Genomic DNA, 12,877 nt, shown 5'->3' on the forward strand with positions numbered 1-12,877 from the left:
GTTTACGGGCCGTAAGTAATCCATAGATGCAAATGTCAGATTGCGATGCGCCTGGTAGGGCGCGGCTGGTAACAAAGCCTTACAGGCGCATATGAAAAACCTCCGGCTATGCCGGAGGATATTTATTACATACGTTCTACGGTTTCGATACCCAGGGTATCCAGACCCAGTTTCAGGGTCTTCGCCGTGAGCTGCGCCAGCTTCAGGCGGCTGTTACGTACCGCGTCGCTTTCCGCAGACAGGATAGGGCAGTGCTCGTAGAAGCCGGAGAACAGGCCTGCCAGATCGTACAGGTAAGCACACATCACGTGCGGTGTCCCATCACGCGCCACAACCGTCAATGTCTCTTCAAACTGCAGCAGACGCGCTGCCAGCTGCGCTTCGCGATCTTCAGTGATGGTCACGGCAGCATTCGCCAGCACGCTTTCGTCGATATTGGCTTTACGGAACACAGAGAGCACACGGGTGTAGGCATACTGCATGTACGGTGCCGTGTTGCCTTCAAACGCCAGCATGTTATCCCAGTCGAAGATATAGTCGGTGGTACGGTTCTTGGAAAGGTCCGCGTATTTTACCGCACCGATACCCACGGCATTCGCCAGTTTTTCCAGCTCATCGGCAGGCATATCCGGGTTCTTCTCCGCCACCAGGCGACGGGCGCGTTCCAGCGCTTCGTCCAGCAGATCGGACAGCTTCACGGTACCGCCCGCACGGGTTTTGAACGGCTTGCCGTCTTTACCGAGCATCATGCCGAACATATGGTGTTCCAGCGGAACGCAATCTGGCACGTAACCAGCTTTACGCACGATGGTCCAGGCCTGCATCAGGTGCTGATGCTGACGGGAGTCGATGTAGTACAGCACGCGGTCGGCATGCAGCGTTTCGTAACGGTATTTCGCACAGGCAATATCGGTAGTGGTGTAGAGATAGCCGCCATCCTTTTTCTGGATGATCACGCCCATCGGTTCACCTTCCTTGTTCTTGTACTCATCAAGGAACACGACCGTTGCGCCTTCGCTCTCAACTGCCAGATTTTTGGCCTTCAGGTCAGCCACAATGCCCGGCAGCATTGGGTTATAGAGACTTTCACCCATCACATCGTCACGGGTGAGGGTGACGTTCAGACGGTTATAGGTGAGTTGGTTCTGAGACATAGTAATGTCAACCAGCTTGCGCCACATCTCGAGGAAGTACTGGTCGCCGCCCTGCAGTTTTACCACGTAGCTGCGCGCGCGTTCGGCAAAAGCTTCATCTTCATCGTAGTGTTTTTTGGCTTCGCGATAGAACCCTTCGAGATCTGCCAGTGCCATTTCACCCGCGTTTTCCTGCTGCTGTTTTTCCAGGTAAGCAATCAGCATACCGAACTGAGTACCCCAGTCGCCCACGTGGTTCGCGCGGATCACCTTGTGACCGAGGAATTCGAGGGTACGCACGGCAGCATCACCAATGATGGTGGAGCGCAGATGACCCACGTGCATCTCTTTTGCCACGTTCGGCGCAGAGTAGTCGATCACGACGGTCTGCGCTTCCGGCCGGGAGACACCCAGACGGTCAGATTTCAGCGCCGCGTCAACGTGGCTTGCCAGGAAAGCTGGTTCCAGGAAGATATTGATAAAGCCCGGACCCGCAATTTCGGTTTTGCTGGCAATACCGGTGAGATCCAGATGTGTCAGTACCTGCTCAGCGAGTTGTCGCGGCGGCATGCCCAGTTTTTTAGCCACTGCCATCACGCCATTAGCCTGATAGTCGCCAAACTGTACTTTTGCTGACTGACGAACCTGTGGTTCGCAATCCGCAGGCGCACCTGCGGCAATCAGTGCCTGACTGACTTTTTCGGAGAGAAGAGCCTGAATATTCACCTGGATACCTTACTTTTTTGATGCGGGCTCACAACCACCCGCGCCAGTTATAGAATTTAGGGCGGGAGTATACTGCAAATGCCTTCTGGCGTCAGCATTGCGCGGGCCGAAGATTGTTCAGAATCCAGACTAAGACGGCGTGCATAATCATGCAGTCATAAAAAGCCTGATTCTGCGGTTGGTCAAAACAGGGCAACAGAGTAAATTAGCGGCTTTGCGACACGAAAAGAGACTGACTTATGGCGAACTGGCAATCCATTGACGAACTGCATGATATTTCCGCAGATTTACCGCGCTTCACCCAGGCGTTCACAGAACTTGCCACCCGCCTTGGTCTGGATATCGCACCGCTTGAGGCGGATCACATCTCTTTGCGCTGCCATCAAAATGCGACCGCCGAGCGCTGGCGTCGCGGTTTTGAACAGTGCGGTGAGCTGCTCTCTGAGAACATCATTAATGGCCGCCCCATTTGCCTGTTTAAGCTGCATGAACCCGTGAAGGTAGCGCACTGGGAATTCACCGTTATCGAACTGCCGTGGCCGGGTGAAAAACGTTATCCGCACGAAGGCTGGGAGCATATCGAAATTGTCCTGCTGGGGGAGCCAGAAACACTGAACGCGCGCGCACTGTCTCTGTTATCTGACGAGGGTCTAAGCAAACCGGGGATTTTTGTCAAAACGAGTTCACCGAAAGGCGAACGTGAGCGTTTACCTAACCCGACGCTGGCCGTCACGGACGGACAGGTCACAGTAAAATTTCATCCGTGGACCATTGAGCAGATTGTTGCCAGTGAAGCGTGAGAGTTGTGAGTTAACGCCGGGACTAAAAATTGGCGGCGTGTCATGATGATTCGTTTGGTGGGATTTCAGGAGGATTAAATGGCGCTGCTGGAGATTTGTTGTTACAGCGTGGAGTGTGCCGTGACTGCGCAAAAACACGGTGCTGACCGCATCGAACTGTGTGCGGCACCCAAAGAGGGCGGGTTGACGCCATCCTACGGCATGTTGAAGTCTGCCCGTCAGGCCGTCACCATTCCCGTTCACCCGATTATTCGTCCTCGCGGCGGCGATTTTTGTTACACGTCGGGCGAGTTCAGTGCCATGCTTGAAGATATCACTCTGGTTCGCGAACTGGGATTCCCCGGGCTGGTTATCGGGTTGCTTGATGAAGACGGTCAGGTTGATATGCCACGTATGCGCCAGGTCATGGATGCTGCAAAAGGGATGGCAGTGACTTTTCATCGTGCATTTGATATGTGCAAAGACCCTTTGCAAGCATTTGATACGCTTGCCGAACTGGGTGTGGCGCGCATTCTGACATCGGGGCAGCAGTCCTCTGCGGAAAAAGGTCTGCAATTAATTACGGAACTAAAAGCCCATTCTGGTGTTCCAATAATAATGGCGGGTGCGGGTGTCCGTGCCAGCAATCTGGAACGGTTTTTAAACGCCGGGGTAGAGGAGCTTCACAGCTCGGCAGGCAAGTGGATGCCGTCTCCCATGCGTTATCGCAATACAGGGTTGTCAATGTCGACAGATGCTGAAGCGGATGAGTATTCACGCTACGGTGTAGAGGGAGAGTCGGTTGCGGAAATGAAGTCGCTGATTGAGCGTCATCACGTGTAGCAACGTACCGATTTTTACCGCGCATCATGTCGCCCAATATGATGCTTGCTTGTACCAGGCCCCTGCAATTTCAACAGGGGCCTTTTTTTCTCCTGCGCCAGGTCCGGCAAAGGCAGGAGTAGACCGGCTAAGGCTACGGCTTTGTGGCAATCAACACCGCACGCATCGGCGCAGGATAGCCTTCAACGGTTTTGCTGTGATCGGCCGGGTCGAGGAATTGCTCCAGCGATTCGGTAATCATCCAGTCGGTGCGGCGCTGTTCTTCGATAGACGTCACGCAGACATCTGCAATTCGTACATCCACAAACCCGCACTTCTCAAGCCAGTTTTTCAGTGCCAGTGCGGAAGGGATGAAGTAGACATTACGCATTTGCGCGTAACGGTCACCCGGCACCAGAACCGCATTCTCATCGCCTTCGATAACCAGCGTTTCCAGCACCAGTTCGCCGCCGCTGACCAGTTGATCTTTAAGCTGCCATAGATGCTCCAGTGGGGAACGGCGGTGGTACAGCACGCCCATGGAAAACACGGTATCAAAGGCTTTCAGGGCCGGCAGTTGCTCAATGCCCAACGGCAACAGGTGTGCACGCTGGTCGTTACCCAGCAATTTACGCACTGCTTCAAACTGGCACAGGAACAGCTGCATCGGGTCAATACCCACTGCCAGATGTGCCCCTGCGCCAATCATGCGCCACATGTGATAACCACTGCCGCAGCCCACATCCAGAATGGTACGCCCGGTCAGATCGGACAGGTGTGGCAGAACGCGATCCCATTTCCAGTCTGAACGCCATTCGGTATTGATGTTCACACCGTATAGTGAAAACGGTCCTTTTCGCCATGGCATCAGGTTTCGCATCAACGTTTCGATGCGGTTAGTCTGCCCGGCAGAAAGAGGCTCTTCGCTTTCTGCCGTCACGCTATGCAGCAGATCCAGACGGTGAGGTGTCAGTTCAGGCAGAAACTCCACTGCATTTGACCACTGCTTTAACAGGCCGTGCTGTTGATCTCGCTGCCAGGTGGCAATCTGAGCCGGCAGGGTTTCCAGCCAGTGGGAAAGGTGGTTTTTCGCAATCAACTGATAGAAGTTACCGAACTCGATCATGCAGGAACTCCCGCTTTCAGTGCCACCAGGGAACCAAAGTTGAAACACTGGAACCACAGTTCACTATGTTCAAATCCTGCCTGACGCAGACGCGCTTTATGGGTCTCTACAGAGTCCGTCAGCATGACATTTTCGAGCATGCTGCGTTTCTGACTGATCTCCAGCTCACTGTAACCGTTCGCACGTTTGAAATCGTGGTGCATATTGAACAGCAACTCGCCAACCTCGGCGTCTTCAAAGCTGAATTTTTCGGAAAGGACCAGCGCGCCGCCAGGGTTCAGACCCTGATAAATTTTGTCCAGCAGTAGCTGACGGTCTTCGGGCACCAGGAACTGCAGGGTAAAATTCAGTACCACCATCGACGCGTTATTGATCTCAATCTCACGGATGTCACCCTCCACGACGTCCACCGGGGTAGGGGCTTTGTAAGCATCAATATGGCGACGGCAGCGTTCAACCATGGCCGGGGAATTATCCACGGCAATGATCCGGCAGCCTTCGTGGTGAACGTTACGACGTACCGACAGCGTTGCCGCGCCAAGCGAACAGCCCAGGTCATAGACCTTCGTGCCGGGTTGAACGAAGCGCTCAGCCAGCATGCCGATCATAGAGACAATATTGGAATAACCGGGAACAGAGCGCTGGATCATATCCGGGAAGACTTCGGCTACCCGTTCATCGAAGGTCCAGTCGCCCAGGCTGGCGATAGGCGCGGAAAAAAGCGTGTCGCGATCTGACATAACGTAAAAAATCCGGGAAAAATAAAGTGGCGTATTGTGCGCTAATGGAAGGAGAAAACCAACTCCCACGGCATATACCAAAGGTTAGCCAGCACCATCAGCAAAAGTGAACACCACGTCGCACTCATGCCGGAACGACGCCAGCGAAACAGACGGTGGTGAAAACCGTAATAATGCATTAGCCGGCCGGCAAGCAGAAGCAGGCCACAGATATGCACCATCCAGGTTTCTGCGCCATTCATCTCCATAAACAGCAGCAAAATTAACGCCACCGGGATGTATTCGACCGCATTGCCGTGAATGCGGATAGCGCTTTGTAGCTCGGAAAAACCGCCGTCACCGTAAGAGACGCGGTACTGCATTCTGAGGCGCACAACATCAAATGAAAACTTAATCAGTAGCAATGCACCTAACACCGCATACAGCGCGCTGACCATACAAACTCCCTGTTTTTTGGCAGATGGCACTTTACTATGATAGGGGGTGATATCAGAAAAGAGAAGATTGTTGTGGGATGACGGGGGCGCTGCCCACGGACGGTACCGCAGCCTGCAAGGCCTGCCAGAGAGCATCGACCAGTTCAGGTGCCTGTGCGATATCCGGAGTGTGCAGGAAGAGATATGGCGTGGTGGTCTGTTCCCACGTCGCTAATTTTTGCAGCCAGACGGCGAACATCTCCTGATTTTGCTGCATGTTATCGCTGCCGATAAACCTGACCATAGGGTGGTTAGCCGTCACGATGGCATGAACAGGCACTTTGGGCTTTTTGCGCTGCGCATCAATGATGGCTTCGCTATGTGGAATGGCGCTATGTACCGGACGGCTGTCAAGGATCACACGGTTGACTGAGCGCTCAAGCAGACCGCGATTGAGCGCTTTCTCTTCTTCACCTTTGGCAAAAAATGCAGGATGCCTGACTTCTACGCCATAGGTAAATTCCCTGGGCAGTGTATCCAGAAACTGCCAGAGCGCGGGCAGATCGCGTGGGCCAAAGACGGCGGGAAGCTGCAGCCAGTACTGACCTATGCGGTTTGCCAGCGGCGACATTCTGCTCAAGAACTCGGTGGTCAAATCATCGCAGTGACGCAGGGCCGCGTTATGGGAGATGGTTGCCGGAAACTTAAAGCAGAAGCGGAAATCATCGGTTGTTTGCTCACGCCAGCGTTCAACAATCTCTGCTTTGGGTAGTGCATACAGCGTGGTGTTACCCTCGACGCAATTGAAGTGTCGGGCATACTCCTCAAGGCTGGTGATGCCAAGGCGCACCCATTTCGGGTGCGACCATTGGGGCAGACCCACATACATCATAACGCGTTTAAAATCTCGTCAGTGCTGCGCACACGGCCAATGCGCGGGAAGATGTGAGTCATACTACCCTGGTGCTGTTCCGCGGAGGCCGCGCTGCAGGCATCTTCGGCAATCACAAGGTTAAAGCCCAGTTCCCACGCGTTGCGGGCGGTAGATTCCACACCGATGTTGGTGGAAATGCCACAAAGAATGATGGTGTCGATTCCGCGACGGCGCAGCTGCAGCTCCAGATCGGTACCGTAAAACGCGCCCCACTGGCGTTTAGTCACTTCGATATCACTGTCACGTTTGCCGAGTGAGACCGGATACGTCCACCAGTTTTCCGGTAGCGAATGCGCCGCAATCTGCGCATCGACGGGCTGTTTTAAGGCTTCGGCAAAATCGGCGGACCAGCCGACGCGCACCATGACAACAGGCGCTCCGCTTGTGCGGCATTTTTCCGCCAGGCGAGCGGCGCGGCTGACCACATCATTTGCGGTGTGGGGGCCTCCGGCAAAGGGCAGGATACCTTCCTGTAAATCAATGACGACAAGCGCGGTTTTGCTGGTATCGAGTGTTAACATAGTCACTCCAGTTAAATTAATCACTTCCGCTACACCATACGACGTGATGGCCTGTTACCGGTCGGATAATTTTGTTAATTTTTGTGAGAATGCGCAATAAGAGTGCAGCAAACGACCGTCAGACCGTGGTTCGCTCTTATCGTCCGGCGGAATTTCCAGTATAATAGCCGCCTTTTTTCATCCAGTTGTGACATACAGAAAGCTGCGACATAGTAGCCTGCATACCAGGCGACATTTAGCCTGCGGCTAATTAAGGGATATCTCATGCGTACAGAATATTGCGGGCAGCTGCGTCAGTCCCACGTTGGACAGCAGGTAACCCTGTGTGGTTGGGTCAACCGCCGTCGTGATCTTGGTAGCCTTATCTTCATTGATATGCGTGACCGCGAAGGTATCGTTCAGGTGTTCTTCGATCCGGATCGCGCAGATGCGTTGAAACTGGCTTCTGAGTTGCGTAATGAGTTCTGCATTCAGGTCACCGGCACTGTTCGTGCGCGTGACGAGAAAAACGTCAACGCAGACATGGCGACCGGCGCAATTGAAGTGCTGGCGTCCGATCTGGTGATCATTAACCGTGCTGAAGCGTTGCCGCTGGACTCTAACCACGTCAACACTGAAGAAGCGCGTCTGAAGTACCGCTATCTGGATCTGCGTCGCCCGGAAATGGCACAGCGCCTGAAAACCCGCGCGAAAATCACCAGTCTGGTGCGTCGCTTTATGGATGACCACGGTTTCCTGGATATCGAAACCCCGATGCTGACCAAAGCCACGCCGGAAGGCGCGCGCGATTACCTGGTCCCATCCCGCGTGCATAAAGGTAAATTCTACGCGCTGCCACAGTCTCCACAGCTGTTCAAACAGTTGCTGATGATGTCCGGCTTCGATCGCTACTATCAGATCGTAAAATGCTTCCGTGACGAAGACCTGCGTGCTGACCGCCAGCCAGAATTTACTCAGATCGATGTGGAAACCTCCTTCATGACCGCTGAGCAGGTGCGTGAAGTGATGGAAGCTCTGGTGCGTAGCCTGTGGAACGACGTGAAAGGCGTTGAACTGGGCGATTTCCCAATTATGACCTTCGCTGAAGCCGAGCGTCGCTACGGTTCTGACAAACCTGACCTGCGTAACCCGATGGAGCTGGTGGACGTTGCTGATTTGGTTAAATCCGTTGAGTTCGCGGTATTTGCTGGCCCGGCTAACGACGCCAAAGGTCGCGTAGCTGCGCTGCGTGTACCTGGCGGTGCGGCACTGAGCCGTAAGCAGATTGACGACTACGGTAACTTCATCAAGATCTACGGCGCGAAAGGTCTGGCCTATATTAAAGTCACCGAGCGTGCAAAAGGTCTGGAAGGTATTACCAGCCCGGTCGCGAAGTTCCTGAACGCGGACATCGTGGAAGCGATCCTTGAGCGCACTGGCGCACAGGACGGCGACATGATCTTCTTCGGCGCGGACAACAAGAAAGTGGTTGCCGATGCGATGGGCGCACTGCGTCTGAAACTTGGTAAAGACCTGAACCTGACCGACGAGAACAAATGGGCACCGCTGTGGGTTATCGACTTCCCAATGTTTGAAGACGACGGTGAAGGCGGCCTGACTGCAATGCACCACCCGTTCACCTCGCCGAAAGACATGACGGCCGCAGAGTTGAAAGCCGCACCGGAAGACGCGGTGGCGAACGCCTACGATATGGTCATCAACGGCTACGAAGTGGGCGGTGGTTCCGTGCGTATTCATAGCGGTGACATGCAGCAGACCGTGTTCGGTATTCTGGGCATCAATGAGCAGGAGCAACGCGAGAAATTCGGCTTCCTGCTGGACGCCCTGAAATACGGTACACCTCCGCATGCGGGTCTGGCCTTCGGTCTTGACCGTCTGACCATGCTGCTGACCGGTACCGATAACATTCGTGATGTTATTGCCTTCCCGAAAACCACTGCCGCGGCGTGTCTGATGACCGAAGCACCAAGTTTTGCTAACCCGGCCTCTCTGGCCGAGCTGGGCATTGAAGTGGTGAAGAAGGAAGAGAAAAACTGATATGACATATAAGCTTCCCGTTTCGGTCCTGGTGGTCATCTATGCAGAAGACACGAAGCGGGTGCTGATGTTGCAGCGGCGCGATGACCCTGATTTCTGGCAGTCGGTAACTGGCAGTCTGGAAGAGGGGGAGACCGCGCTGCAGGCCGCCGCGCGTGAAGTAAAGGAAGAGGTCACCATTGATGTTGCCAACGAGCAACTGACCCTGAAGGACTGTCAGCGCACGGTGGAGTTTGAAATTTTTAGCCATTTACGTCATCGCTATGCGCCGGGTACCGAGCGGAATACGGAATCGTGGTTCTGTCTCGCACTTCCCCACGAACGTGAGGTTGTGTTTACCGAACACCTGACCTACCGCTGGGTGAATGCGGCGGATGCCGCCGCTCTGACCAAGTCGTGGAGCAACCGGCAGGCGATTGAAGAATTTGTAATTAACGCAGCCTGAAAAGGCGCGCTCTTTGAGGATATTTTTATGGCAGGTCATAGTAAGTGGGCCAACACCAAACACCGTAAAGCGGCGCAGGATGCCAAACGCGGTAAAATCTTTACCAAAATCATTCGTGAGCTGGTAACAGCGGCACGTCTGGGCGGTGGCGATCCGGCTTCTAACCCGCGTCTGCGCGCGGCGGTTGATAAAGCGCTGTCTAATAACATGACGCGTGACACCCTGAACCGTGCAATCGCACGTGGCGTGGGCGGTGATGAAGACGCGAACATGGAAACCATCATTTATGAAGGTTACGGCCCTGGCGGTACTGCGGTCATGGTTGAGTGTCTGTCCGACAACCGTAACCGTACCGTAGCCGAAGTGCGTCACGCGTTCACCAAAACCGGTGGTAACCTGGGTACTGACGGTTCCGTTTCTTATCTGTTCAGCAAGAAAGGCGTGATCTCCTTCGAGAAAGGCGACGAAGATGTGATCATGGAAGCGGCACTGGAAGCTGGTGCAGAAGACGTTGTGACCTTCGATGATGGCGCAATTGACGTCTACACCGCGTGGGAAGAGATGGGTGCGGTACGTGACGCGCTGGAAGCGGCAGGTCTGAAAGCAGACAACGCTGAAGTGTCTATGATCCCGTCAACCAAAGCGGACATGGATGCGGAAACTGCACCGAAACTGCTGCGTCTGATCGATATGCTCGAAGACTGCGACGACGTGCAGGAAGTGTATCACAACGGTGAAATCTCTGATGAGGTTGCAGCGACTCTCTGATGAGAGCGTGTAAACCGTTAACGGGAGACGCGTGATGTCGATTATCCTTGGGATTGACCCCGGCTCACGCGTCACCGGCTATGGCGTTATCCGTCAGGTGGGACGCCAGCTAACCTACCTCGGCAGCGGGTGTATTCGCACCAAAGTGGATGATCTGCCGTCACGCCTGAAACTGATCTACGCAGGTGTGACAGAAATTATCACCCAGTTCCAGCCAGACTATTTCGCCATCGAACAGGTCTTTATGGCCAAAAACGCTGATTCGGCATTAAAACTCGGTCAGGCGCGCGGTGTGGCCATTGTTGCTGCCGTAAACCAGGATTTACCAGTGTTCGAATACGCGGCAAGGCAGGTCAAGCAGACGGTGGTGGGGATTGGCAGCGCGGAGAAAAGCCAGGTGCAACATATGGTGCGCACCTTGTTGAAGCTCCCCGCGAACCCGCAGGCTGACGCAGCGGATGCGCTGGCTATCGCGATTACCCACTGTCATGTCAGCCAGAACGCGATGCAAATGAGCGAGTCGAGGCTCAATCTGGCGCGAGGCAGGTTACGATAATGAAAAATCAGGCTGGATGTTTATCCAGCCTTTTTTTATTATGTCGGCAGTTAATTTTTCCAGAACGCAGGAGCGTCACGTGATAGGCAGACTCAGAGGCATCATCATTGAAAAACAACCCCCGTTAGTGCTGCTGGAAGTGGGTGGCGTGGGCTATGAAGTCCATATGCCGATGACCTGCTTCTACGAGCTGCCGGACGCGGGTAAAGAGGCGATTGTCTTTACTCAGTTTGTGGTGCGTGAAGATGCTCAACTGCTGTACGGCTTCAACAACAAACAGGAACGTACCCTGTTCCGCGAGCTGATTAAAACCAACGGCGTCGGGCCGAAGCTGGCGCTGGCAATTCTCTCCGGTATGTCAGCCCAGCAGTTCGTAAATGCCGTTGAGCGCGAAGATCCCGCAGCGTTGATTAAGCTTCCGGGCATTGGTAAGAAAACCGCCGAGCGCCTGATTGTCGAAATGAAAGACCGCTTTAAAGGGCTGCATGGTGATCTCTTTACCCCGGCGGCTGACCTCGTGCTGACCTCGCCTGGTGCGCCAGCGACGGATGATGATGCCGAGCAGGAAGCAGTTGCTGCACTGGTGGCACTGGGCTATAAACCTCAGGAGGCCAGCCGTATGGTGAGTAAAATCGCCAAACCGGACGCCAGCAGTGAAACCCTGATTCGTGAAGCGCTGCGCGCTGCATTGTGAGGTAAAGGATGATTGAAGCAGATCGCCTGGTATCGGCAGGCTCCCTTCAGGCTGAAGACGTGGTGGATCGTGCGATCCGCCCGAAACTGCTTGATGAGTACATCGGCCAGCCGCAGGTACGTTCTCAGATGGAGATTTTCATCCAGGCGGCAAAACTGCGTGGCGATGCGCTCGATCACCTGCTGATTTTTGGTCCTCCGGGACTGGGGAAAACCACACTGGCGAATATCGTCGCCAATGAAATGGGCGTCAACCTGCGTACTACCTCCGGCCCGGTGCTGGAGAAAGCCGGCGATCTGGCAGCGATGCTAACCAACCTTGAACCACATGATGTGCTGTTTATCGATGAGATTCACCGCCTGTCGCCGGTGGTAGAAGAGGTGCTCTATCCGGCGATGGAAGATTACCAACTGGATATCATGATCGGTGAAGGCCCGGCAGCGCGCTCTATCAAGATCGATCTGCCACCGTTTACCCTGATTGGCGCAACAACCCGCGCCGGATCGTTGACCTCACCGCTGCGAGACCGTTTCGGGATTGTGCAGCGCCTGGAGTTTTACCAGGTGGCGGACCTTCAGCACATCGTTGGGCGTAGCGCCCGCTTTATGGGGCTGGAGATGAGCGAAGAGGGCGCGTTTGAAGTGGCGAAGCGCTCGCGCGGGACACCGCGTATCGCTAACCGCCTGCTGCGCCGCGTGCGTGACTTTGCCGAAGTGAAGCATGATGGTTCCATTTCCGCCGAGATTGCTGCTCAGGCGCTGGATATGCTGAATGTCGATGCTGAAGGTTTTGACTACATGGATCGCAAGCTGCTACTGGCGGTGCTGGACAAATTCTTTGGCGGGCCAGTGGGGCTGGATAACCTGGCGGCGGCAATCGGGGAAGAGCGCGAGACAATTGAAGATGTGCTCGAACCGTATTTGATCCAGCAGGGCTTCCTGCAACGTACCCCGCGTGGACGCATGGCCACGGTGCGGGCGTGGAATCACTTCGGGATTACCCCACCGGCAATGCCATAATGTTTAATTCCCTCTCCCGCCGGGTGTACAGTCCGGGGACATGGTAGACAGGTGTTCGGGGACATAGTGAACACTTTTTAACATCCTTTACCCATGGTGATCGACTGTTTCCTCAGGTCGATCACCCCCACTTTCGTGCTGTACCACCACACTTCATAGCA

Annotated in this window: 15 protein-coding genes; 8 read left to right on the forward strand and 7 right to left on the reverse strand. The window is 54.6% G+C overall.

What is annotated here, in order from left to right; all coding sequences use genetic code 11:
• Nucleotides 1–125 precede the first annotated feature (125 nt).
• Nucleotides 126–1,859: an arginine--tRNA ligase gene (gene argS / locus HED65_RS22230; protein ID WP_114980166.1), complete on the reverse strand. Its 1,734-nt coding sequence runs from the start codon at nt 1,857–1,859 to the stop codon at nt 126–128.
• 239 nt (nt 1,860–2,098) lie between these two features.
• Here argS and HED65_RS22235 point away from each other — a divergent pair, with 239 nt between their 5' ends.
• Together HED65_RS22235 and cutC are read left to right on the forward strand one after the other, a co-directional pair.
• Nucleotides 2,099–2,659, forward strand: a complete 561-nt coding sequence (locus HED65_RS22235; protein ID WP_114980167.1) for a VOC family protein — start codon at nt 2,099–2,101, stop codon at nt 2,657–2,659.
• Between the two features lie 78 nt (nt 2,660–2,737).
• Nucleotides 2,738–3,481, forward strand: coding sequence for a copper homeostasis protein CutC (gene cutC, locus HED65_RS22240; RefSeq protein ID WP_114980168.1), 744 nt, complete (start codon nt 2,738–2,740; stop codon nt 3,479–3,481).
• Between the two features lie 133 nt (nt 3,482–3,614).
• On the opposite strand, the gene cmoB is transcribed toward cutC, so the two are convergent.
• Genes cmoB through HED65_RS22265 form a run of 5 tightly spaced genes read right to left on the reverse strand, consistent with a single transcriptional unit; the run spans nt 3,615 to nt 7,197 of the window.
• Nucleotides 3,615–4,586 carry a tRNA 5-methoxyuridine(34)/uridine 5-oxyacetic acid(34) synthase CmoB gene (cmoB, locus tag HED65_RS22245; protein WP_114980169.1) on the reverse strand — a complete coding sequence of 324 codons (972 nt, stop codon included), beginning with the start codon at nt 4,584–4,586 and terminating at the stop codon, nt 3,615–3,617.
• Nucleotides 4,583–5,326: a carboxy-S-adenosyl-L-methionine synthase CmoA gene (gene cmoA, locus HED65_RS22250; protein ID WP_114980170.1), complete on the reverse strand. Its 744-nt coding sequence runs from the start codon at nt 5,324–5,326 to the stop codon at nt 4,583–4,585. Before cmoA ends, cmoB begins: the two co-directional genes overlap by 4 nt.
• A 41-nt stretch (nt 5,327–5,367) precedes the next feature.
• On the reverse strand, nt 5,368–5,763 hold the full coding sequence (locus HED65_RS22255; protein WP_114980171.1) for an MAPEG family protein: 396 nt from the start codon (nt 5,761–5,763) through the stop codon (nt 5,368–5,370).
• A 52-nt stretch (nt 5,764–5,815) separates the two neighbouring features.
• Nucleotides 5,816–6,634, reverse strand: a complete 819-nt coding sequence (locus tag HED65_RS22260; protein WP_114980172.1) for a DUF72 domain-containing protein — start codon at nt 6,632–6,634, stop codon at nt 5,816–5,818.
• Nucleotides 6,631–7,197: a hydrolase gene (locus HED65_RS22265; protein WP_114980173.1), complete on the reverse strand. Its 567-nt coding sequence runs from the start codon at nt 7,195–7,197 to the stop codon at nt 6,631–6,633. Before HED65_RS22265 ends, HED65_RS22260 begins: the two co-directional genes overlap by 4 nt.
• A 264-nt stretch (nt 7,198–7,461) precedes the next feature.
• On the opposite strand from HED65_RS22265, the gene aspS reads away from it, so the two are divergent.
• From aspS to ruvB, 6 genes are all read left to right on the forward strand, one after another.
• Complete coding sequence (gene aspS, locus HED65_RS22270; RefSeq protein WP_028018627.1) at nt 7,462–9,234, forward strand: aspartate--tRNA ligase; 1,773 nt, start codon at nt 7,462–7,464, stop codon at nt 9,232–9,234.
• Nucleotide 9,235: 1 nt separating this feature from the next.
• Nucleotides 9,236–9,679: a dihydroneopterin triphosphate diphosphatase gene (gene nudB / locus HED65_RS22275; RefSeq protein ID WP_114980175.1), complete on the forward strand. Its 444-nt coding sequence runs from the start codon at nt 9,236–9,238 to the stop codon at nt 9,677–9,679.
• Between the two features lie 27 nt (nt 9,680–9,706).
• Nucleotides 9,707–10,447: a YebC/PmpR family DNA-binding transcriptional regulator gene (locus tag HED65_RS22280; RefSeq protein ID WP_028018629.1), complete on the forward strand. Its 741-nt coding sequence runs from the start codon at nt 9,707–9,709 to the stop codon at nt 10,445–10,447.
• 34 nt (nt 10,448–10,481) lie between these two features.
• Nucleotides 10,482–11,003: a crossover junction endodeoxyribonuclease RuvC gene (gene ruvC / locus HED65_RS22285; RefSeq protein WP_014832404.1), complete on the forward strand. Its 522-nt coding sequence runs from the start codon at nt 10,482–10,484 to the stop codon at nt 11,001–11,003.
• A 79-nt stretch (nt 11,004–11,082) separates the two neighbouring features.
• A complete protein-coding gene (ruvA, locus tag HED65_RS22290; RefSeq protein ID WP_025756925.1) occupies nt 11,083–11,697 on the forward strand; it encodes a Holliday junction branch migration protein RuvA in 615 nt (204 codons plus the stop codon).
• 8 nt (nt 11,698–11,705) lie between these two features.
• On the forward strand, nt 11,706–12,716 hold the full coding sequence (gene ruvB, locus HED65_RS22295; RefSeq protein WP_114980176.1) for a Holliday junction branch migration DNA helicase RuvB: 1,011 nt from the start codon (nt 11,706–11,708) through the stop codon (nt 12,714–12,716).
• Nucleotides 12,717–12,793: 77 nt separating this feature from the next.
• Here ruvB and HED65_RS22870 read toward each other — a convergent pair.
• Nucleotides 12,794–12,877 (reverse strand): hypothetical protein (locus tag HED65_RS22870; RefSeq protein WP_223256819.1); only part of this gene is annotated, 84 nt, incomplete at its 5' end.

Source organism: Pantoea sp. LS15 (assembly GCF_012241585.1).
Lineage (GTDB): Bacteria > Pseudomonadota > Gammaproteobacteria > Enterobacterales > Enterobacteriaceae > Enterobacter.

Bases quoted from the DNA above. Each gene is read 5' to 3' on its own strand.
- HED65_RS22235 (WP_114980167.1), top strand. From the start codon at position 2,099: ATGGCGAACTGGCAATCCATTGACGAACTGCATGATATTTCCGCAGAT.
- cutC (WP_114980168.1), top strand. From the start codon at position 2,738: ATGGCGCTGCTGGAGATTTGTTGTTACAGCGTGGAGTGTGCCGTGACT.
- cmoB (WP_114980169.1), bottom strand. From the start codon at position 4,586: ATGATCGAGTTCGGTAACTTCTATCAGTTGATTGCGAAAAACCACCTT.
- cmoA (WP_114980170.1), bottom strand. From the start codon at position 5,326: ATGTCAGATCGCGACACGCTTTTTTCCGCGCCTATCGCCAGCCTGGGC.
- HED65_RS22255 (WP_114980171.1), bottom strand. From the start codon at position 5,763: ATGGTCAGCGCGCTGTATGCGGTGTTAGGTGCATTGCTACTGATTAAG.
- HED65_RS22260 (WP_114980172.1), bottom strand. From the start codon at position 6,634: ATGATGTATGTGGGTCTGCCCCAATGGTCGCACCCGAAATGGGTGCGC.
- HED65_RS22265 (WP_114980173.1), bottom strand. From the start codon at position 7,197: ATGTTAACACTCGATACCAGCAAAACCGCGCTTGTCGTCATTGATTTA.
- aspS (WP_028018627.1), top strand. From the start codon at position 7,462: ATGCGTACAGAATATTGCGGGCAGCTGCGTCAGTCCCACGTTGGACAG.
- nudB (WP_114980175.1), top strand. From the start codon at position 9,236: ATGACATATAAGCTTCCCGTTTCGGTCCTGGTGGTCATCTATGCAGAA.
- HED65_RS22280 (WP_028018629.1), top strand. From the start codon at position 9,707: ATGGCAGGTCATAGTAAGTGGGCCAACACCAAACACCGTAAAGCGGCG.
- ruvC (WP_014832404.1), top strand. From the start codon at position 10,482: ATGTCGATTATCCTTGGGATTGACCCCGGCTCACGCGTCACCGGCTAT.
- ruvB (WP_114980176.1), top strand. From the start codon at position 11,706: ATGATTGAAGCAGATCGCCTGGTATCGGCAGGCTCCCTTCAGGCTGAA.